The sequence below is a fragment of the Amycolatopsis mongoliensis genome, assembly GCF_030285665.1.
Taxonomy (GTDB): Bacteria; Actinomycetota; Actinomycetes; order Mycobacteriales; family Pseudonocardiaceae; genus Amycolatopsis; species Amycolatopsis mongoliensis.
In genome coordinates this window covers 5,326,506-5,346,701 of the sequence record NZ_CP127295.1, presented here as the reverse complement: position 1 = coordinate 5,346,701, position 20,196 = coordinate 5,326,506, and the positions used below count along the sequence as shown (strand labels likewise).

The 20,196-nt window shown below is 71.7% G+C and carries 20 protein-coding genes; 7 read left to right on the top strand and 13 right to left on the bottom strand.

Annotated elements, in window-relative coordinates:
• Nucleotides 1-24: 24 nt before the first annotated feature.
• Together QRX60_RS26105 and QRX60_RS26100 are read left to right on the top strand one after the other, a co-directional pair.
• On the top strand, nt 25-1,068 hold the full coding sequence (locus QRX60_RS26105) for a hypothetical protein (protein WP_286003405.1): 1,044 nt from the start codon (nt 25-27) through the stop codon (nt 1,066-1,068).
• Nucleotides 1,069-1,177: 109 nt separating this feature from the next.
• Nucleotides 1,178-2,788, top strand: coding sequence for a succinic semialdehyde dehydrogenase (locus QRX60_RS26100; RefSeq protein ID WP_286003404.1), 1,611 nt, complete (start codon nt 1,178-1,180; stop codon nt 2,786-2,788).
• Between the two features lie 89 nt (nt 2,789-2,877).
• Here the strand turns inward: QRX60_RS26100 and QRX60_RS26095 are convergent, their stop codons facing one another.
• From QRX60_RS26095 to QRX60_RS26060, 8 genes are all read right to left on the bottom strand, one after another.
• The gene (locus QRX60_RS26095) at nt 2,878-5,901 is read right to left on the bottom strand and encodes a helix-turn-helix transcriptional regulator (RefSeq protein ID WP_286003403.1); all 3,024 of its coding nucleotides are present in this window, start codon (nt 5,899-5,901) and stop codon (nt 2,878-2,880) included.
• A gap of 60 nt (nt 5,902-5,961) precedes the next feature.
• Nucleotides 5,962-6,171 carry a hypothetical protein gene (locus QRX60_RS26090; protein ID WP_286003402.1) on the bottom strand — a complete coding sequence of 70 codons (210 nt, stop codon included), beginning with the start codon at nt 6,169-6,171 and terminating at the stop codon, nt 5,962-5,964.
• A 160-nt stretch (nt 6,172-6,331) separates the two neighbouring features.
• The gene (locus QRX60_RS26085) at nt 6,332-6,535 is read right to left on the bottom strand and encodes a DUF397 domain-containing protein (protein ID WP_286003401.1); all 204 of its coding nucleotides are present in this window, start codon (nt 6,533-6,535) and stop codon (nt 6,332-6,334) included.
• 14 nt (nt 6,536-6,549) lie between these two features.
• Nucleotides 6,550-7,452, bottom strand: a complete 903-nt coding sequence (locus QRX60_RS26080; RefSeq protein ID WP_286003400.1) for a helix-turn-helix domain-containing protein — start codon at nt 7,450-7,452, stop codon at nt 6,550-6,552.
• Between the two features lie 380 nt (nt 7,453-7,832).
• Nucleotides 7,833-8,729 carry an acyl-CoA thioesterase gene (locus QRX60_RS26075; protein ID WP_286003399.1) on the bottom strand — a complete coding sequence of 299 codons (897 nt, stop codon included), beginning with the start codon at nt 8,727-8,729 and terminating at the stop codon, nt 7,833-7,835.
• A gap of 36 nt (nt 8,730-8,765) precedes the next feature.
• Nucleotides 8,766-10,190, bottom strand: coding sequence for a pyruvate kinase (pyk, locus tag QRX60_RS26070; RefSeq protein WP_286003398.1), 1,425 nt, complete (start codon nt 10,188-10,190; stop codon nt 8,766-8,768).
• 92 nt (nt 10,191-10,282) lie between these two features.
• Nucleotides 10,283-10,948, bottom strand: a complete 666-nt coding sequence (locus QRX60_RS26065) for a DUF2461 domain-containing protein (RefSeq protein ID WP_286003397.1) — start codon at nt 10,946-10,948, stop codon at nt 10,283-10,285.
• Nucleotides 10,949-11,009: 61 nt separating this feature from the next.
• Complete coding sequence (locus QRX60_RS26060; protein ID WP_286003396.1) at nt 11,010-12,221, bottom strand: glycoside hydrolase family 18 protein; 1,212 nt, start codon at nt 12,219-12,221, stop codon at nt 11,010-11,012.
• Nucleotides 12,222-12,389: 168 nt separating this feature from the next.
• Here QRX60_RS26060 and QRX60_RS26055 point away from each other — a divergent pair, with 168 nt between their 5' ends.
• Complete coding sequence (locus QRX60_RS26055; protein ID WP_408630278.1) at nt 12,390-12,698, top strand: ArsR/SmtB family transcription factor; 309 nt, start codon at nt 12,390-12,392, stop codon at nt 12,696-12,698.
• A 90-nt stretch (nt 12,699-12,788) separates the two neighbouring features.
• Here QRX60_RS26055 and QRX60_RS26050 read toward each other — a convergent pair whose 3' ends face one another.
• Complete coding sequence (locus tag QRX60_RS26050; protein ID WP_286003394.1) at nt 12,789-13,136, bottom strand: winged helix-turn-helix transcriptional regulator; 348 nt, start codon at nt 13,134-13,136, stop codon at nt 12,789-12,791.
• A 67-nt stretch (nt 13,137-13,203) separates the two neighbouring features.
• Between QRX60_RS26050 and QRX60_RS26045 the strand changes: the two genes are divergently transcribed.
• Both QRX60_RS26045 and QRX60_RS26040 read left to right on the top strand, forming a co-directional pair.
• Nucleotides 13,204-13,842, top strand: coding sequence for a group II truncated hemoglobin (locus QRX60_RS26045; protein ID WP_286003393.1), 639 nt, complete (start codon nt 13,204-13,206; stop codon nt 13,840-13,842).
• Nucleotides 13,843-13,876: 34 nt separating this feature from the next.
• Complete coding sequence (locus tag QRX60_RS26040; RefSeq protein WP_286003392.1) at nt 13,877-15,313, top strand: aromatic amino acid ammonia-lyase; 1,437 nt, start codon at nt 13,877-13,879, stop codon at nt 15,311-15,313.
• Between the two features lie 71 nt (nt 15,314-15,384).
• On the opposite strand, the gene QRX60_RS26035 is transcribed toward QRX60_RS26040, so the two are convergent.
• Entirely contained in the window at nt 15,385-16,410 is a 1,026-nt protein-coding gene (locus tag QRX60_RS26035) for a 6-phosphofructokinase (protein ID WP_286003391.1), read from the bottom strand.
• A gap of 282 nt (nt 16,411-16,692) precedes the next feature.
• Here QRX60_RS26035 and QRX60_RS26030 point away from each other — a divergent pair, with 282 nt between their 5' ends.
• Nucleotides 16,693-17,775 (top strand): 3-deoxy-7-phosphoheptulonate synthase, encoded by a 1,083-nt coding sequence (locus tag QRX60_RS26030; RefSeq protein WP_286003390.1) that lies wholly within the window; start codon nt 16,693-16,695, stop codon nt 17,773-17,775.
• Between the two features lie 71 nt (nt 17,776-17,846).
• Here the strand turns inward: QRX60_RS26030 and QRX60_RS26025 are convergent, their stop codons facing one another.
• Complete coding sequence (locus QRX60_RS26025) at nt 17,847-18,305, bottom strand: DUF2000 domain-containing protein (RefSeq protein ID WP_286003389.1); 459 nt, start codon at nt 18,303-18,305, stop codon at nt 17,847-17,849.
• A 110-nt stretch (nt 18,306-18,415) separates the two neighbouring features.
• Here QRX60_RS26025 and QRX60_RS26020 point away from each other — a divergent pair, with 110 nt between their 5' ends.
• Nucleotides 18,416-18,883 carry an Lrp/AsnC family transcriptional regulator gene (locus tag QRX60_RS26020; protein WP_286003388.1) on the top strand — a complete coding sequence of 156 codons (468 nt, stop codon included), beginning with the start codon at nt 18,416-18,418 and terminating at the stop codon, nt 18,881-18,883.
• Here QRX60_RS26020 and QRX60_RS26015 read toward each other — a convergent pair whose 3' ends face one another.
• A complete protein-coding gene (locus tag QRX60_RS26015) occupies nt 18,884-19,372 on the bottom strand; it encodes a polyadenylate-specific 3'-exoribonuclease AS (protein WP_284741176.1) in 489 nt (162 codons plus the stop codon).
• Nucleotides 19,373-19,389: 17 nt separating this feature from the next.
• Complete coding sequence (locus QRX60_RS26010) at nt 19,390-20,151, bottom strand: lysophospholipid acyltransferase family protein (RefSeq protein WP_286003387.1); 762 nt, start codon at nt 20,149-20,151, stop codon at nt 19,390-19,392.
• Nucleotides 20,152-20,196: the final 45 nt, after the last annotated feature.

Genomic DNA, 20,196 nt, shown 5'->3' with positions numbered 1-20,196 from the left:
CCCCCGGGAAAGAGGGGAGCTCCGATGACCGCCACCCCGTACCAGAACCCCTACGGCCCTCCCCCGGCACAGCCGCGGCGCCCGCCCGCCGACGCCGGCGCGCGCCTGCGGCTGATCGCCGGGATCGTCGGCGCCGTCGCCGCGGTGGTCGTGCTGGCCGGGTCGTTCCTGCCGCAGACGAAGTTCGAGCAGGTCGTGGGCGGCAAGACCGAGAGCAGTCAGACGATCAGCGCCTGGACGCGCTCGTTCGACGTCGAACCCGGCGACGACGCGAAGAAGTTCTACGAGAACACCCACGTCGCGCGCTACGGGATCCCGCTCTCCGCCGGCGCGCTGGTGCTGCTGGCCGGGGCCGGCCTGGCGTTCGCGGGCGCGCGGCGCTCGGCGGGCACCGGGGTGCGCTCGGGCGCCCGGACGGCCCTGGTGGCCGGCGGCGCGGGCGTCGCAGCGGCGGTGTGGATGCTCGGCATGGACGTCTCGGCGACCTTGAGCTACGAGTCCGCCGACGGGACGGTCACCTCGCGCTACTCGACCGGGCTCGGGTTCTGGATCCTGCTCGGCGGCGGCGCGCTCGGCGTGGTGACGCTGGTCCTCGCGGCGCTCGCCGGACGGCAGGCGCCGTCCGGGCCCGCCGGACCACCGCCGGGGCCGTACGGCCGGCCCTACCAGCAGCAGTCGAGGCCGTACCCGGGGCCGCCGCAGCAGTACGCCGGGGCGCAGCCCTATCCGGGCGCGCAGCCGCACCCGGGCGGGCCACCGGCGCAGCCGTACCCGGGCGCGCCGCCGTCCCAGCCCTTCCCTGCGCAGGGTGGCCCGGTTTCCCAGCCCTTCCCGGCGCAGGGCGGGCCGGTTTCGCAGCCGTTCCCGGCCCAGCCCGGGGAGGCGGAACAGCCTTCCGAGCCGTCGTCGCAGCCGTTCCCCGCCCAGTCCGGCGCCCTGTCGTCACGGCTCGACGACCCCTTCGGCGGCGCGACGCAAGCCCAGCCGCATCCCAGCCAGCAGGAACCGCCGACGTCGCCGACCGAACCGAACTACCAGCTCCCGCCGTTGAACCCACCCAATACGTGAAACTTATTCACGTCAGACTGGACAACTGACGTACCGACGGTATGGTGTACTCGTCGGTAACCCCTGCGCGGCGTCGCGCGGACTCCGGACGCCGCGGAACGGAGACGTCATGACCAGCACGACCCCCGCGAACGCAGTCGAAGACACCCCTTTGCCGCCGACCATCGGCGGCGTCGCCGGGGCGCCCGGCTCGGCGCGGGCGGCCCAGCTCGTCGCCCGGGTGGCCGGTGGCGCGGACTCGGCACCGATCCGCATGCACGCGCCCTTCACCGGGCAGCCGATCGCGACGCTGCCCCAAGCCACCGACGCCGACGTCCGCGCGGTGTTCGCCGGCGCGCGAACGGCCCAGCGGGCCTGGGCGGGCCACTCCCCCACCGAGCGCGCCCGCGTCCTCACCCGGCTGCACGACCTGGTGCTCGACCGCCAGGACGAGGTGCTCGACCTGGTCCAGATCGAAGCGGGCAAGGCACGGCTCGACGCGTTCGACGAGGTCAGCGCGACGGCGCTGGTCGCGGCCTACTACGGCAAGCACGCCGCGAAGCTGCTCGCCCCGCGTCGCGTCGCCGGCGTCATCCCCGGGCTGACCCGCGCCGGCGAGATCCGGCACCCCAAGGGCGTCGTCGGCGTCATCTCGCCGTGGAACTACCCCCTGGCGCTCACCGCGATGGACGTCCTCCCCGCGCTCGCGGCCGGCAACGCCGTGGTGCAGAAGCCGGACAACCAAACCGCGCTCTCCGCACTGTGGCTGCACGAGCTCGCCGAGGAAGCCGGGCTGCCGGCCGGGACCTGGCAGATCGTGCTCGGCCGCGGCTCGAAGATCGGCACCGCGCTGGTCGAGGAATCGGACTACCTGTGCTTCACCGGCTCCACGCCGACCGGCAAGGAGCTGGCCGGGCAGGTGGCGAAGCGGCTGACGTCGTATTCGCTGGAGCTCGGCGGCAAGAACCCGATGATCGTGCTGCCCGACGCCGACATCGCGAAGGCCGCGACGGGCGCGGTGACCGCGTGCTTCTCCTCGGCGGGCCAGCTGTGCGTGTCGGTCGAGCGGATCTACGTCCACGAGGACATCCGCGACGAGTTCACCCGCGCGTTCGTCGCGCGGACCGCGGCGGTGAAGCTCGGCGGCGCGCTGGACTACCACGCCCAGATGGGGTCGCTGACGTCGGAGGAGCAGCTCGCGACGGTGTCGGCGCACGTCGAGGACGCCCGCGCGAAGGGCGCTTCGGTGCTCACCGGCGGCCGCGCCCGGCCCGACCTCGGGCCACTGTTCTACGAGCCGACGGTGCTTTCCGGCGTCACGCCGGACATGGTGCCGTTCGCGGAGGAGACGTTCGGGCCGGTCGTCTCGATCTACGGCTACACCGACGTCACCGAGGCCATCGACCGCGCCAACGACACGCCGTTCGGGCTCAACGCCAGCGTCTGGTCGCGCAACGGCCGCGCGGGCTGGGAGGTCGCGGCCCGCCTCAAGGCCGGGACGGTCAACGTCAACGAGGGCTACGCGGCGACGTTCGGCAGCGTCGGCGTCCCGATGGGCGGCATGAAGGACTCCGGCGTCGGCCGCCGCAACGGCGCCGAAGGCCTGCTGAAGTACACGGAGTCCCAGTCGATCGCGCTGCAGCGCGGGCTGGCGCTCCGCCCGCCTCGCCGGGTGCCGGGCTCGCTGTGGTCCCGCGGCATGACGCTGGGTCTCAAGGCCCTCCGCCGCCTTCCCCGCTGACGGGCATCACGCGTGATTGAGCGGGCATCACGCGTGATTGCAGGGGCATCACGCCGATGCCCGGCCAATCACGGGTGATGCCCCCTCCGTCACGCGTGTTCTGCTGTGGGGGTGGTGAGGAGACCTCGGTCGTAGGCGATCGCAACGGCTTCCGCGCGGCGGCTCGCGCCGAGCTTCGCCATCACGCGGGACAGGTGGACGCTGACCGTCTTCTCGCTGATGTACAGCTCCTCGCCGACCTGGCGGTTCGTGCGGCCCAGCGCCACGCGCTCGAGGACGTCGCGCTCGCGGTCGGTCAGCGGGTCGGCGACCGTGCGGGCCGGCGCCGCCGGCTCGACCCCGGCCAGCTCGACGCGGGCCCGGTGCCCGAGGTCGCGGACGGCGTCCCGCAGCGGGATCGCGCCCAGCCGGACCGCCACCGCGTGGGCCGCTTCGAGCGCCGGCTTCGCGTCGGCGTCCGCGGCCAGCAGCGCTTCGGCCTCGTGCCAGCGGCAGACCGCCTGCTCGTACACGGCGCCGTAGCCGAACGCCGCCGCCGCGGCCGCCCACTTCTCCGCGTCACCCCGGCTGGTCAGGCACGACGCCGCCGCCTCCAACCGGGCCAGCCACGCCCGGCCCTCCGGCCCGAGCGTCCCTGACCGCGGCTGCCCGACGACCGCGCACATCCGGCCGTGCGCCAGCATCCCCTCGCCCGCCGCCACCGCGGCGTCGGCCGCGGCCTGGTCGCCGCGGACCCGGGCGTCGGCGGCCAGCGCGGCCGCGGCGGTCACGCCGACCGTGGCCACCCGGATGCCGGCCAGCAGGCCGGGTTCGATCCGCTCCAGCCAGCCGATGAGGTCCTCGGCCCGGCGCACCGCCTCGGCGTGGTCGCCCCGCCAGTACGCCAGCTGGATGCCCGCGTCCCCGACCGACAGCGGGATCTGCATGTCCGCCGCCCAGTGCTGCCGCAGGCCGGTGACGAGCTTCTCGGCCTCGTCGAACCGGCCGCGGGCGACGACGAACAGCGACCAGATGGCCTGGATCCGCGCGGCGACGGCGCTGGACACCCCGCGCCCGGCACGGCCGGCGCTCTCGTCCGGCCAGTCGCCCATCAGGTAGCGCAGCATCAGCTGCCGCGCCCGCAGTTCGAGCCCGTAGACGCTCCAGCTCAGCCCGGCTTCCTCGGCCCGGGCCACCCCCTTCGCGGCGTGCTCGAGCGCTTCGGCGAACTCGGCCTGGTCGTCGTAGCTCAGCGCGAGGAAGTAGGTCGCGCGGATCTCGGTGTTCGGTCCCCCGGCCTCCCGCGCCTTCCGCTGCGCCTTGCGCAGCCACTCGCGCGCCTCGGCGGCTTCGCCCGCCGAGTCGGCCAGCGTCCCCAGGGTGACCAGCGCCGACGCCTCCGCGCCCGCCGCACCGACCGCCTGCGCGTCGGCGACCGCAGTGCGCGCGCTGTCCAGCGCCGCCTCGGGCTGTTCGAGGATCCGCAGGAACCCGGCCCGGCTGGCCAGCACCCAGGCGCGTGTACCGCTCGGCTCGGCGTCCTTGACCAGGTCCCAGGCCCGGTCGATGGCCGCGGTCGCCTCGTCGAGGGTGCCTTCCAGGGCCAGCAGCGCCTCCGCCAGCCGCCGCCACGTCTTCGCCGCGCGATCGGCGGACGTCTCCGGCGTCAGGGCTTGGGTGGCCGACCGGGCGAAGGCGGCCGCGCGCTCGGGCTCGCCGGACGTGCCCGCGAAGTAGGACGCTTCGTGCAGCAGCCGCAGCTCGTCGAACCCCTCGGGCCGGTCTGCCGGGGCGACGGCATCCCAGATGGACAACGCCTGCTCGACGTGCTGCAGCGCCGACCCGGGCGCGCCGAGCTTCTCGGCCTCGTCCATCGCGCGCAGCAGCGCCGGCAGCGCGGTGACCAGGTCGCTGCTCTGCATCGAGTGGTAGGCCAGCTTCGCGTCGTGCCCGCGGCCCTGCGGCCGCGCCTGGATCCGGGCGGCGTACGCCGCGTGCGTGCGCGACCGCTCCCCCGGCAAGAGGTCGCCGTACACCGCTTCCTGCAGCAACGCGTGCCGGAACGTGTAGGAGCCGTCCGAAAGCACCACCAGGACGTGGTGCTGGACGGCTTCGCGCAGCGCCTCGTCGAGCTCCAGTTCCCCCACCCCGGAGACCTCGGCGAGCGCGGCGTGCATCACCGGCTCGTTCGCCACCGAGATCACCCGGGCCACCCGGCGGGTGTCCGGCGAGAGCCGCTCGAGCCGGGACAGCAGCACCTCGGCGAGCCCGGCGGGCAGGTCGTTGCACTCGGTCTGGGTGGCGAGCAGTTCCTCGGCGAAGAACGGGTTGCCTTCGGACCGGGCGACGATGTCGGCCACGACGTCCGCCGGCATCGGCTCGTCGGCCAGCGCTTCGACGAACCTCCGGGCGTCGGCAGCACCGAAGGGATGCAGGTCGACCCGCTCGACGGTGGCGAGCCGGACCAGCTCCGACAGCAGGCCGCGCAGCGGGTGACGCCGGTGCACGTCCTCTTCCCGGTAGCTGCCCACGACCAGCAGCCGCTGCGCCCGCAGCCTGCTCAGCAGGAAGGACAGCAGGTTGCGGGTCGAGGCGTCGGCCCAGTGGAGATCCTCCAGGAGGATCACCACCGGGCGCGACTCGGCGATCTCGGTCAGCACCCCCAGTACCGCGTCGAACAACTGCAGCTGACCGAGATCCTGCTCGGGCCGGGGACGCACCATGGTCTCCCGGTCGTTCGAGGTCATCGGCGGGTATTCGGCCGCCCGGGGCTCCTCGACGCCCTGGCCCTGCGGCAGCAGCCGCCCGAGCGCGGGCCGGAGCCGCACCGCGGCGGCCACCGCCGGGTCCGCCGCGCTGCCCAGCGGGGCGAGCGCTTCGGCGAACGGAAGATAAGGAAGACCGCCTTCGCGGACGTCGATGCAGCGGCCGGTGAGCAGCAGCCCACCGCACGCCTCGACGTGCTCGCCCAGCGCGGTCAGCAGCCGGGTCTTGCCGACCCCGGCGTCCCCCGAGAGCAGCACCGCGCCGGCTTCGCCCCGTTCAGCCCGGGCGAAGGCGGCGCGGAGCCGCCGCATCTCGTGGGTACGGGCGACGAGCGGGATTCCGGAGCCGAGTCGGGGCACGAGGAGCATTCTTGCTCACCCCACCGACAGTTTCCGACCGCTTATCGCCTTGGACACCATCACCGCCCCCTACCGGGCGGTCTTGCCGACGCCCGCGGTCTCCCGCGAGACCTCCCGGCGCTCCTGCGCCGGCACGTCGACGTCGGTCCGCGCGGCCCGCAGGTGGCGGACGGCGCGGCGGGCGCGGGCGGCCCAGGCGCTGCGCCCGGCCTTCCGCAGTTCCTCGGCCCGGTAGGCCGCTTCGGCCCGGACCGCGTCGAGCATCAGATCGCTGTGCATCGTGTTCCCCTTGTTCCCGAGTCCTCCGGTTGGTAGCACTCAGGTTCGTCCTGAGGGGGCACCTCAGGCATCGGGTGATCACGCAGCCCTGGCCGTGAAAAGACCCCTTACTCCCGGCCGAGCCCAGCTCGGCGGGGGTAAGGGGTCTTCGAAAAGCGCCTCAGTCGTGCTCGGGGCCGCCGGGCCGCACCGCGGCCAGCAGCCCCCGCCAACCGGATGCGGGCAGGCGGAACGCACCACCCTCGGGATCCTTCGAGTCGCGCAGCGCGGCGCCGCCGGCGACGAAGGCGACCTCGACGCAGTCGTTGCCGCCGCCGCTGTGGCTGCTCTTGCGCCACCGCAACCCGGAAAATTCGTTCTCCATGGTCCCCAACTCCCTTACTGTGTCCTCGGTTCCAGATGGTGCACCGGAGCCGGTGCGGCAGCCTGTTCGGCGAACCGCCCGGCCGCCTCGGCGATCAGCTCCACCGAGTCGTCCGGCTTCAGTGCGGCCGCGCGCAGATGGTCGAACATCAGCCCGTAGCGCCGGACGTCTGTGGGTTCCTCCAGGTAGAGGCCGCTGGACGTGCTGTCGTCGACGTAGACGACGTCCGGGTCGGCCTGCTCGGGGAAGCCCATGATCAGGAAAGGCCCCTCCATCCCGGGGTGCGCGCCGGCTCCGAACGGCACGACCTGGATGGTCACGTTCGGCTTCTCGGCGACCGCGAGCATGCGGTAGAGCTGCTCGGCCATCACCTCGGGGCCGTCGACGACGCGGCGCAGCACGGCTTCGTCCATCACCGCCCAGTACTCCGGCGGCGGGGTGTCGGACAGCAGCTCCTGGCGCGCCATCCGGGCGGCGACGCGGCGGCGGATCTCGGCGTCCTCGGCGTCCGGCCGCAGCGCCCGGATCACCGCGCGGGCGTACCGCTCGGTCTGCAGCAGCCCGGGCACCAGCAGCGCCTGGAACGCGCGCAGCGAGCTGGCGTCGGCCTCGAGCCCGACGAACGTGCCGGTGAAGACCTCGTTGTAGGCGTGCCACCAGCCGCGCTTGCGGGCCTCCCTGGCCAGCTGGACGAGCGCCTCCTGCTCGTCGCCGGTGATGCCGTAGAGGGCCAGCATGTCCCGCGCGTCGCGCGGGGTGACCCCGACGTGGCCGGTCTCGATCCGGCTGACCTTCGAGGCGGAGCACTCGAGCTTCTCGCCCACCTCGTCGATCGTGAGATCAGCGGCTTCGCGCAGCCGCCGCAGCTCTCCCGCGAGCCTCCGGCGGCGAACCGTGGGGCTCTGTCCCCTTGCCATCGCGCACCTCCGGATGTGGACGGCGTCGTAGCCGTTCGCTCGCTGCCAGTATCTAACAGGGGCGGCCGGGTAATCGCACGGCACCGATTACCGGAACCGAACCCGCGTCGTCTCTGCAATTTGCAAAATGCTTCTGTATGCTCGCACCCTGCACTGCAACAGGACATGACAAGGGCGCGGCGGTTTGGCTCCCCCAGTCCCGCTCAGGGCCTGTGATCAGCGTAGACGATGACCTCGCGGCGCGCTGCGCGGTCGTCGGGAGAAGAGGTCCGGGACCGTCCCCCGATCGGTCCCGGCCCTCTTCCGCCGACTCGATGCCTTATTGGCAGAACGATTATTCCGCACATTCGTCGCCCGTAAGGGTGATTTCCCGACGGACTTCAGAGGACACGCAGGAGTCCTTCTTGGACAACCGTCGCGATGAGGGTGCCGTCCGCGCCGAAGAACCGGCCCGTGGCGAGGCCGCGCGCGCCGGAGGCGGTCGGCGACGCGCTGTCGTAGAGGAACCACTCGTCGGCGCGGAAGGGCCGGTGGAACCAGAGCGCGTGGTCGAGGCTCGCCCCGAGCACCTTGTCGGTGTCCCAGTAGACGCCGTGGCGCGCGAGCACCGAGTCCAGCAGGGTCATGTCCGAGGCGTAGGTCAGCACGCAGACGTGCAGCAGCTGCTGATCGGGCAGCTTCCCGTCGGCGCGCATCCACACCTGGTTGCGGGCGGGCGGCGCGCCGGTCTGGCGGGTGACCCACGGCGGGTCGTTGACGTACCTCAGGTCGATCGGCCGCGGCCGGCTGTGGGCGCCGATCGCGTAGCCCTCGGCACGCTCCATCAGCGTCGGCAGCGTCTCCGGCGCCGGCACGCCCTCCGGCATCGCTTCGGCGTGCTCGATGCCCGGTTCGTCCTTCTGGAACGACGCCGAGAGCGAGAAGATCGCCTTACCGTGCTGGATCGCGACGACCCGGCGGGTGGTGAACGAGCGGCCGTCCCGGATCCGGTCGACCTCGTAGATGATCGGGACGCTCGGGTCGCCGCCGCGGATGAAGTACGCGTGCAGCGAGTGGACCCGGCGTTCCTCGGGGACCGTGCGCCCGGCCGCGACCAGCGCCTGGCCGGCGACCTGCCCGCCGAACACCCGCACCGGTGAGTGGGCGGGCGAGACACCGCGGAAGATGTTCTCTTCGATCTTCTCCAGGTCGAGCAACGCGATCAGGCGGTCCAGCACCGGCTGACCGCCACCCGGGATCTCCAGTTCGGTGGCGGCCGTCCTGGCCATTTCAGTCATGGCCAGACCTTATGTGGTCCGCGGGCGGGACGTCCCTTATGCGTGGTCGTCTTCACCGAGGCGGTGCACGTGGATCAGGTTCGTCGAGCCCACGGTGCCCGGCGGCGAGCCGGCGACGATGACGACCAGGTCGCCCTTCTGGTACTTGCCCATCTCGAGCATCGCGTGGTCGACCTGCTGGATCATCTGGTCGGTGGAGTCCACCCGCGGCACGATGTGGGTGTTCGTGCCCCAGGTCATCGACAGCTGGCTGCGCACGCAGTCCTCCGGCGTGAACGCCAGCAGCGGCAGCCGCGTGTGCAGCCGGGCCAGGCGGCGGACGGTGTCGCCGGACTGCGTGAAGGCGACCAGCGCCTTCGCGTTGAGCCGCTCGCCGATGTCGCGGGCGGCGTAGGAGATCACGCCGCGCTTGGTGCGCGGGACGTGCGTCAGCGGCGGCACGACCGGCGAGTCGGTCTCGACCGCCTCGACGATCCGGCCCATGGTCTGCACGGTCTCGATCGGGTACCGGCCGACGCTGGTCTCGCCGGACAGCATCACCGCATCGGTGCCGTCGAGCACCGCGTTCGCGACGTCGGAGGCCTCGGCGCGGGTCGGCCGGGAGTTGTTGATCATCGACTCGAGCATCTGCGTCGCGACGATGACCGGCTTCGCGTTCTCGCGGCAGATCTGGATGGCGCGCTTCTGCACCAGCGGGACCTGCTCCAGCGGCAGCTCGACGCCGAGGTCGCCGCGGGCGACCATCACCGCGTCGAAGGCCAGCACGATGGCCTCGAGGTTGTAGACGGCTTCGGGCTTCTCGATCTTGGCGACGACCGGCAGCCTGCCCTTGCCGACCCGGTCCATCACCTGGTGGACCAGGTCGATGTCGGCGGGCGAGCGGACGAAGGACAGGGCGATGAAGTCGACGCCCAGCTCGAGCGCGAACTCGAGGTCCTCGATGTCCTTCTCGGACAGCGCCGGCACGGACACGTCCATGCCGGGCAGCGAGACGCCCTTGTTGTTGCTGACCGGGCCGCCCTCGGTGACCTCGCAGACCACGTCCGGACCCTCGACGCCCTTGACCACCAGGCCGACCTTGCCGTCGTCGACGAGCAGCCGGTCGCCGGGCTTGGCGTCCCGGGCGAGGCCCTTGTAGGTGGTCGAGACCCGGTCGTGGGTGCCGGCGACGTCCTCGACGGTGATCCGGACGATGTCGCCGTTGTGCCACTCGACCGGGCCACCGGCGAACGTGCCGAGGCGGATCTTCGGGCCCTGCAGGTCGGCGAGGATGCCGACCGCCCGCCCGCTCTCGGCGGCCGCGGCCCGGATGAGGTCGTAGACCTCCTTGTGGTCGCTGTGGCTGCCGTGGCTGAAGTTCATCCTGGCCACGTCCATGCCAGCGTCGACGAGGGCCCGCATCTTCTCCGGCGTAGCGGTGGCAGGGCCCAGGGTACAAACGATCTTCGCGCGTCGGCTCACGTTCGCACAGCGTAGTCCCTCTCCGCGCGTTCGTCTGTACCGATCCCGAAAAGTTCAGAGAAACTGTTCAGAAACCTGTCCTGTCCAGCTGGTCAGCGCCGGGGCAGTGCACTGGGCCCGACGCGGTCGCGGGCCCACTCGTTGAACTCGCGCAGCTGCCGCCAGGCCTTCTTCACCCGATCGAGCGCCCCTCGTTCGTGCAGGACGTCGTCCGGCTCCCAGCCGCGCACGGCGTACACCGAGCGGTGGCGCAGCAGGTCGAGGCGGGGGTGCCCGGCGTCGAAGCCGCGCGGCTTGGACTTCAGCCGGTCGCCCTTGATCTCCCAGCCCGAGCGCTCCAGCTTCGCGAGGATCTTCGCCAGCGCTTCGCCGTGCAGCTCGGCGTCGACGGCCTGGCGGAACCGGGCGAGCTGGTCGGACTGCAGGTGGAAGCAGCCACCGCCGACGCGCAGGCCGTCCGGGCCGACCTCGACGTAGTAGGCGCCGCCACCGCGGCCCTGCTCGATCACCGCGCCGCAGTGGGTCTTGTACGGCGTCTTGTCCTTGGCGAAGCGGACGTCGCGGTAGGGGCGGAACACCTTGGGCTCGCCGAAGCCGTCGGAGAACTCGGGGGCGAGCTCCGCGAGCAGCGCCTCCATCGGGGCGCGGACGTCGTTCTTGTACGTCTCGACGTGGTCGTCCCAGTAGGGCTTCGAGTTGTCCTCCACGAGGCCGTCGTAGAAGTCGACGGCGTACTCGCCGAATCCGCTGAACTTCACGGCGGGAACGATAATCGGGGGCACCGACGGTTTCCGCGCCGGTGCCCCCGCCGGCGAAGCGCTACTTCGCGACGGCGGTGATCAGCTCGCCGTCGGTGGTGTCGCCCGAGAGCTCCCAGAACATCGCCCCGCCGAGACCCTGGGTCCTGGCGTAGTCCACCTTGCCCGCGATGGTCGACGGGGTGTCGTAGCTCCACCAGTTGCTGCCGCACTTGGCGTACGCGGTGCCCGCGACGGTGCCGGTCGCCGGGCAGGACGTCTTCAGCACCTTGTAGTCCTCGATGCCCGGCTCGTACTTGGCCGGCGCGGCGCCGGTCGCCGTGCCGCCCGGGGCGTCCTGGGTGACGCCGGTCCAGCCACGGCCGTAGAACCCGATGCCCAGCAGCAGCTTGCCCGACGCGATGCCCTTGCTCTTGAGCTTCTGGATCGCCGCGTCGGAGTAGAAGCCGGGCGTCGGGATGCCGTCGTAGGACGTCAAGGGCGAGTGCGGGGCGGTCGGGCCCTGCGCGGCGAACGCGCCGAAGTAGTCGTAGGTCATCACGTTGTACCAGTCGACGTACTGGGCGGCGCCGGCGTAGTCGGCCGCGTCGATCTTGCCGCCGTCGGTGCCGTCGGCGGTGATCGCCGCGGTGACCAGCTGCGAGCCGAACTTGGCGCGCAGCGCGGACATCAGGTTCTTGGACGCCTCGGCGCCGCTGGTGTCACAGCTCAGACCGCAGGCGTTGGGGTACTCCCAGTCGATGTCGATGCCGTCGAAGACACCGGCCCAGCGCGGGTCGTTGACCAGGTTGTAGCAGGAGTCGGCGAACGCGGCCGGGTTCTGCGCCGCCTGCCCGAAGCCGCCCGACCAGGTCCAGCCGCCGAACGACCAGATCACCTTCAGCCCGGGGTGCATGGCCTTCAGCTTCTTGAGCTGGTTGAAACTGCCGGCGAGGGGCTGGTCCCAGGTGTCGGCGACGCCGTCGACACTGCCCGCGGCGTCGTAGGTCTTCTGGTAGTCGGCGTAGGCGTCGCCGATCGCGCAGCCGCCGTTCGTCACGTTGCCGAAGGCGTAGTTGATGTGGGTCAGCTTGCTCGCCGAGCCCGACGTCTCGATGTTCTTGACGTGGTAGTTGCGGTCGTAGACACCCCATTCGGTGAAGTAGCCGACGACCTTGCCGACGGAGGCTTCGGTCGACGCGGTCGCGGCGGGGGCGGCAAAGCCGGCCACGAGGCCCGCGGCGGCGGCCACGGTCAGCAGCGCCGAGAAGCTCTTCCTGCGGAAACGGGACATGCCTTCTCCCTTCGGAGAATTACTCACGGCCACGGTGCCGGAGTGGTGGGTACCACACCACCGTAAATGGACTAGACCATTAGGTCAATGGTTCAGACCAGGAGGCCCACTGGGCCGGTCGCGCATGCCTTGACAGGAATATGCCGTGCGGAGCACATTTCACGGGTGATGCAGACCTTCGAGGTGCTCGCCGAGCCCCGCCGCCGCACGATCCTGGACCTGCTGCGCGACGGCGAGCGCTCGGTGGGCGAGCTGGTCGACGAGCTTTCCCTCAGCCAGCCCGCGGTGTCCAAGCACCTGCGGGTGCTGCGGGAGGCCGGGCTGGTGACCGTCCGGGTGGCGGCCCAGCGGAGGTGCTACGCGCTGCGACCGGAGCCCTTGGCCGAGGTCGACGCCTGGCTGGCGCCCTATCGCGCGTTCTGGTCGGGCCGGCTGGACGCGCTGGAGCGCCGCTTGGACGAGACCGACCCCCACTGACCGAAGCGCCCCAATGTGGCCTTCGGTGCGCTCAACGCACCGAAGGGCCCCTTGGGTGCGTTGGACGCAACCAAGGCCACATTGGGGCGCTTACGTCTGGGCCTCCGGAGCCGGGCCGAACGAAATACCCGCGGCCGCCGCGCGGCGCTCGCCCCACTCGTACAGCGCCGTCAGCGCCGGGCGGAGCTCCTCCCCCACCTCGGTCAGGTGGTACTCCACGTGCGGCACCCGGCCGTCGCGCTCGAGGCGGCGCACGATCCCGTCCGCGGCCAGCTCCCGCAGCTGCTGGGTCAGCATCTTCTCGCTCACCCCCGGCATCCGCCGCCGCAGCTCGCCGTAGCGGTGCGCGCCCTCCTTCAGGTGCGCCAAGATCACCGGCTTCCACTTGCCGCCGATCAGGTCGACCGCCAGCTCCACCGCGCAGTGGTATCGCTTCATCCCGCTCCCCTACGCACCGGAAAGTACGTGGTTGCCCGGCCGGGCCGCCGCTGGTTGCCTGGACCGGGTGATCGTCGAATACCTCCGCTACACCGTGCCAGAAAACGCGGCGAAGGACTTCGAGAAAGCCGCTGCCGGGCACGAGTTCGAGCGCGCCCCGGGCCGGTACCTCGTGAAGGCCAAGGCCCCCTTCGCCGGCATCGAAGGCTTCACGCCCGACGGCGAACCCGAACGCTACGAAACCACCACCCCGACCCTCTACGAATGGGCCGGCGGCCACGAAGCCCTCGTGAAGCTGCTGACGATCTTCTACGGCCACGTCCTCGAAGACCCGCTGCTCGAACCCGTGTTCCGCGGCATGGACCCGGACCACCCGAAGCACGTCGCCGTGTGGCTCGGCGAGGTCTTCGGCGGGCCGGCCGGCTACTCCGCGAGCCGCGGCGGCCACGCCCACATGGTCGGCCGCCACCTCGGCCGAGGCATCACCGAACCGCAGCGCCGCCGGTGGGTGAGCCTGCTGCTCGACGCCGCCGACGAGGCCGGCCTGCCCGGCGACCCGGAGTTCCGCGCCGCCTTCGCGGGCTACCTCGAGTGGGGCAGCCGCCTGGCCGTCGTGTTCTCCGCCCCCGGTGCCGAGCCCGACCTGCACGAACCGGTGCCGCGCTGGGACTGGCCGATGCCGCCCTGGCAGCCACCGGCGTCCTAGCCGCATAGTGAGGGCAGTCGGAAGGAGGCTGCCCTTGATCCGGGTGGACGGTCGGACCCTCAGGTGCGCGGACGTCGTGACGGCGGCACAAACCGGAGGACCGCTGGGCATCGACGTCTCGATCGCCGCGCTGCGCGGCGCCGAGCAGGCGTGGAAGCTCGCCGAGGACCTGAGCACCCGGCGGATGGTCTACGGCCGGACGACCGGTGTCGGGGCCAACAAGGACGACACCGTCGAAAGCTCGCGGGAGCACGGCCTGCGCCTGCTGCGCAGCCACGCGGGCGGCAGCGGCGACCCGATGCCGTCCGGCCAGGTCCGCGCGATGATGCTGATCCGGCTGAACCAGCTCCTGACCGGGCGGTCGGGGATCAGCCCCGAGCTGATCGGCGCGCTGGCCGAGGCGGTCCGCGCCGGCGCGCTGCCGCTGGTGCACCGGCTCGGCGCGATCGGCACCGGCGACCTCGCGCCGCTGGCCGAGACGGCGCTCGCGCTCACCGGCGAACGCGCGTGGGTCGAGGGGCACGTGCCACCGGTGGCGGTGCACGCCGGCGACGCGCTGGCGTTCATGAGCAGCAACGCCGCGACGCTCGCCGAAGCGACCCTCGCGACGATGCGGCTCGACACGCTCACCCGGGCGAGCCACGCCGTCGCGGCGCTGACGTACGTCGCGCTCGACGGCAACCCCGAGGCGTACGCGACGCCGGTGCACGAAGCGCGTCCGCACGCGGGACAGGTCGCGTGCGCGGCGGAGATGCGGCGCCTGCTCGGCATGCACCAGACGCCGAAGCCGGGGCGGCGGATCCAGGACCCGTTCGGGCTGCGGGCGTTCCCGCAGGTGCAGGGCCCGGCGCTGGACGCGATCCACTACCTGCGGGACGTGCTCGCCGTGGAGATCAACGCGAGCACCGAGAACCCGATGATCTCGACGGTCCACGGCGACGCCTACCACCACGCGCACTTCCACACGGCGTACGTGTCGACGGCGCTGGACCAGGCGCGCGCGACCGTGCACCAGGTGGCGGAGCTGTCGGTGGCGCGGCTCGGCGACCTGGTCGAGCCGGAGTTCACCGGGCTGCGGCCGTTCCTCGCGGCGGGCCCGGCGGGCAGCTCCGGCGTGATGATCCTGGAGTACGTCGCCCACGACGCGCTCACCGAACTGCGGCAGGCGGCTCTCCCGGCGACGCTCGGCACGGCGGTCGTCTCCCGCGGCATCGAGGACCACGCGAGCTTCTCGACCCAGGCGGCCCGCGCGGCGACGGCGGCGTGCGCGGCCTACCAGCAGGTGCTGGGCTGCGAGCTGGTCGCGGCGGTCCGCGCACTGCGGATGCGCGAGGCCGACCTGGTCGACCTGCCCGTCCGCGACGCGTTCGAAGCGGCGTCGGCGGTGCTGGACCCCGGCGTCGAGGACCGCCCGCTCACCGGCGACATCGCCGCTGCCGTCGGCGTCCTGGACACCCTCGCCCGCATCTAGCCCCCGGAAAGCCGTGAAGGCCCCCTTACCGGCATCTTGAGCCGGTAAGGAGGCCTTCACGGACAACAGGCTCAGCCGAAGAAGACTTCGGCCTCTTCGTAGCGCTCGGCCGGGACCGTCTTCAGCTCGGCCGTCGCCTCGGACAGCTTCACGCGGACGATGTCGGTGCCCTTCAGGGCGACCATGACACCGAAGTCGCCGTCGGCCACCGCGTCCACGGCGTGCAGGCCGAAGCGGGTCGCGAGCACGCGGTCGTACGCGGTCGGCGTGCCGCCGCGCTGGACGTGGCCCAGCACGACCGCGCGGGACTCCTTGCCGGTGCGGCGGGCGATCTCGTCGGCCAGCCAGGTGCCGATGCCGCCGAGGCGGACGTGCCCGAAGGCGTCCTTCTCGCCGGTGAGCAGCTTCTCCTCGCCGCCCTCGGGCAGCGCGCCCTCGGCGACGACGATGATCGGCGCGAACTCCTTCTCGAACCGGCGCTCGACCCACGAGACGACCTGGTCGACGTTGAAGTGCCGCTCCGGCACCAGGATCACGCTCGCGCCGCCGGCCAGGCCGGAGTGCAGCGCGATCCAGCCGGCGTGGCGGCCCATGACCTCGACGACCAGCGCCCGGTGGTGCGACTCGGCGGTGGTGTGCAGCCGGTCGATCGCCTCGGTCGCGATGGACACCGCGGTGTCGAAGCCGAAGGTGTAGTCGGTGGCGCCCAGGTCGTTGTCGATCGTCTTGGGCACGCCCACGACGCCGACGCCGTCGTCGGTCAGCCGCTTCGCGACGCCGAGGGTGTCCTCGCCGCCGATCGCGATCAGCGCGTCGACACCCTGGTCGGCCAGCACCTTCTTGATCTTGTCGACGCCGCCGTCGACCTTGTACGGGTTGGTGCGCGAGGACCGCAGGATGGTGCCGCCGCGGGTGAGGATGTCCTCGACGTCGTTGAGGCCGAGCGGGCGGCTGTCCCCGGTCAGCGGGCCGTTCCAGCCGTTGCGGAAGCCCACGAACTCCCAGCCGTGCACCTCGATGCCCTTACGCACCACCGCGCGGATCACCGCGTTGAGCCCCGGGCAGTCGCCGCCGCCGGTCAGCACACCGACACGCATGAGAAGCCTCCGTCTGTTCTCTGGAGATGACAGTCACATTTCTCTCGTGTGCCAGCGTAGCGGCTCTCGTCTTGATCGGTGCAGCCCGGACCACCTGCCGGATCGGTCCGGGTCCGGTGTGTGCTACCTTGGCGCCGTGCAGCGCTATTTCTGGTTTACGAAGCCGGCCCCGGGTGGGCACGGCCGCGTGAACCTGCGCTGACCGCCACCCGAGCCGGATTTCCGAACCGGCTCGGCGAATCTTCCGCGGGTCGGTGTCCACCAGGAAGGACCACCTCCGCGATGACGCTCTCCGCCGGACCCGCCACCATCTGCGACCTCGACGCCGCGCGCACCACGTCGATCAGTCCGCTCATTTCGCCCGCGCTGCTCCGTGAAGACCATCCGGTCGACGCCGCCGTCGCCAAGGTGGTGCGGCAGGGCCGCACCGAAACCGTCGACATCCTCGAAGGCCGCGACGACCGGCTGCTCGTCGTGGTCGGCCCGTGCTCGGTGCACGACGCGGAAGCCGCGCTCGACTACGCCCGCCGGCTGGCCGCGAAGGCCGAGGAACTGCGCGGCGAGCTGCACGTCGTCATGCGCGTGTACTTCGAGAAGCCGCGCACCACGCTGGGCTGGAAGGGCCTGATCAACGACCCCGACCTCGACGGCACGTTCGCCGTCAACAAGGGCCTGCGGATGGCGCGGCAGCTGCTGCTCGACGTCTCCGAGCTCGGCCTGCCGGTCGGGTGCGAGTTCCTCGACCCGATCACGCCGCAGTTCATCTCCGACATCGTGACGTGGGGCTCGATCGGCGCGCGGACCGCGGCGAGCCAGGTGCACCGCCAGCTGTGCAGCGCGCTGTCGATGCCGGTGGGCATCAAGAACTCGACCGAGGGCGACGTCCAGGTGGCGGTCGACGCGACCCGCGCGGCCGCGGCGAGCCACGTGTTCCCGGGCATCAACACCGACGGCCTGGCGGCCCTGCTGACGACGGCCGGGAACCCGGACTGCCACGTGATCCTGCGCGGCCACAACGCCGGCCCGAACTACGACGCCGCGACGGTGACGGACACCCTGGCGCGCCTGGCGAAGTCGGGTCTGCCGGAGCGCGTGATCATCGACGCGAGCCACGGCAACAGCGGCAAGGACCACGTGCGGCAGGGCGAGGTGGTCCGCGAGCTGGCGGCCCGGATCGGCGCCGGTGAGCGCGGGATCGCCGGGTTGATGATGGAGAGCTTCCTGGCCGCCGGGCGGCAGGACCTGGAGCTGGGCCGGCGCGAGAAGCTGACCTACGGCCAGTCGATCACCGACGCGTGCCTCGCCTGGGACGACACGGCTCCCCTGCTGGACGAGCTGGCCGCGGCGGTCCGGGCGCGCCGCTGAGAGGTCCCCGGCCTGGGGGTCCCCCGGTTTTCACGTTACCGGGGGACCCCGACGGTTTCGGGGGCGCGAGGTCAGCGCAGCAGCGGCAGTGATCCGACGAGCCGGTCGACGCGCTTGCGCGGGCCGTGCAGGGCGACGCCGATGCTGTCGAGGTCCGCGGTGGCCGTGGCCGCCAGCTTGGCCGTGTACTCCTCGTAGGTCCGGCAGCTCTGGGCGAGCGCGCTGAAGGCGACGAAGAAGAGGTCGTCGTCTTCGGCGGCCGCCCGGACGATGGCGGCGACCGCCTCGCGCGGGGCCTTCAGGATCGGCAGCGGCACGTGGATGATCCCGGGGTGGGCGACGCCGTCGGCGTCCTCGACGTCGGCGCCGACCAGTCCGCCGACCCGGTGCCCGAGTGTCACCGAGAGGACGCCCGCGGCGTTGGCCGCCAGGCCCACGGGCAGCTCGTCGCCGACCACGACCGCGCACTTGTTCGCGCCGGCCGGCCGGACGTGGCGGACGTGGCGGACGGCGCGATGTTCTGTGATCATGCGGCCGAGCCTAAGCAGCTGAGGAAGGATCCTCGATCAACGCCGTGTTAGATTCGGTATCTCGGCCGGTATACCGAATTCCGCGCCGCCGCGGAGGAACCGAGGGCTCGATGGACGAACTGGATTCGGCGCTGCTGACCCTGCTGCAGGAGGACGCCAAGCAGACCAACAAGGAGCTCGCCCGCCGGCTGCACATCGCGCAGTCGACGTGCCTCGAGCGGGTGCGGGAGCTGGGCAGGCGCGGGATCGTGCGCGGGCACCACGTCGACGTCGACCTGAAGAAGATCGGCCGCCCGGTGCAGGCGATGGTCGCGGTGCGGCTGCGCCCGCCCGACCGCGCGGTGATCGAATCGTTCCGCGCCTTCGTGGCCGGGCTGCCCGAGGTGCTCTCGGTGTTCGTGATGTCCGGCAGCGACGACTTCCTGCTGCACATCGCGGTCGCCGACAACGACCACCTGAGCGGGTTCATCCTCGACCGGCTGACCCAGCGCAAGGAGATCGTCGACGTCCGGACGTCGGTGATCTTCAACCACTTCCGCCGCACCGTCGTGACACCGCTGGTTCCCGGCGACGAGTGATCAGCGGCGCCGGAAGTACTCCTCGATGATCTCCCAGCGCGCGAGGTTGTGCTTCGCGTCCGCCAAGGCGTCGTGCTGGTCGGTGGGCGCGGACGGCAGCTTCGGCTTGCCCGCGTCCTCCCACCGCTGGCGCAGGTCCCGCGTGAAGCGCGGCAGCTGCCGCGGAAGGGCGGGCATCGGACCCCACAGCTGGGCGAGCGCGACGTGGTCGTACGCGGCGAACCAGGCCCACAGCTCGATCCCGCCCGGCGGCTTGCCGAAGAACTCCAGGAGGTCGGCGCGGATCTTCTCGCGGCTGCGCCACGCCCGGTCGGCCGGCGACGGCAGCTTGTCCAGGACGTTGTCCCGGACCCACTGCCCCGCCTTCGAAGGGTCGAACTCGGTCGAAACCGCGTAGAACTCGCGGCCCCGCTCGTCAACGACACCGATGGACACCAGATCGATGGTCACGCCGTCTTCGATGAATTCGGTGTCGTAGAAAAAACGCACTGGTGAACAGTAGTGGGTCAGCCGACCTTCGACTCGGGCACCCGGGCCGCGTCGTGCGCGGACGGCTGGGCGGGCACCTTCGGCTTGACCCCGGCGGCCTCCGCGGCCAGCAGTTCCTTCGCCTTCGCCGCGTAGATGTCGACGTACTCCTGGCCGGACAGCTCCATCAGCGCGTACATGATCTCGTCGGTGATCGACCGCTCGATGAACCGGTCGCCCGCGAGACCCTCGTACCGCGAAAAGTCCAACGGCTTGCCGAAGCGGACCTCGAGCCGGCGCGGCCACCACATCTTGGAGCCGATCGGGTTGACCTTGTCCGTGCCGATCATCGCCACCGGGACGACGACGCCGCCGGACTCCAGGGCGATCCGGGCGACGCCGGTCTTGCCCTTGTACAGCCGGCCGTCCGGGGAGCGGGTGCCCTCGGGGTAGATGCCGAGCAGGTGGCCGGCCTTGACCAGCCGGGTCGCGGTGTCGAGCGCGGCCTGCGCCGCGTTGCCGCCGGAGCGGTCGATCGGGAACTGGCCGACGCCGGTGAAGAACCACTTCTTGAGCAGGCCCTTGAAGCCGGGTTCGGTGAAGTACTCGGACTTGGCCGGGAAGGTCACCTTGCGCTTGACCCGCAGCGGCATGAAGAACGAGTCCGCGACCGCCAGGTGGTTGCCGGCCAGGATCGCGCCGCCGGTCTCCGGGATGTTCTCCGCGCCGACGACCTTGGTCGGCCACAGCGTCTTGAGCAGCGGTCCGATGAATACCCACTTCATGAGCCAGTACAGCACCGGTGCCTCAGTCCTCCATCGCAGCTCAACCCCTGTCACCCGCGG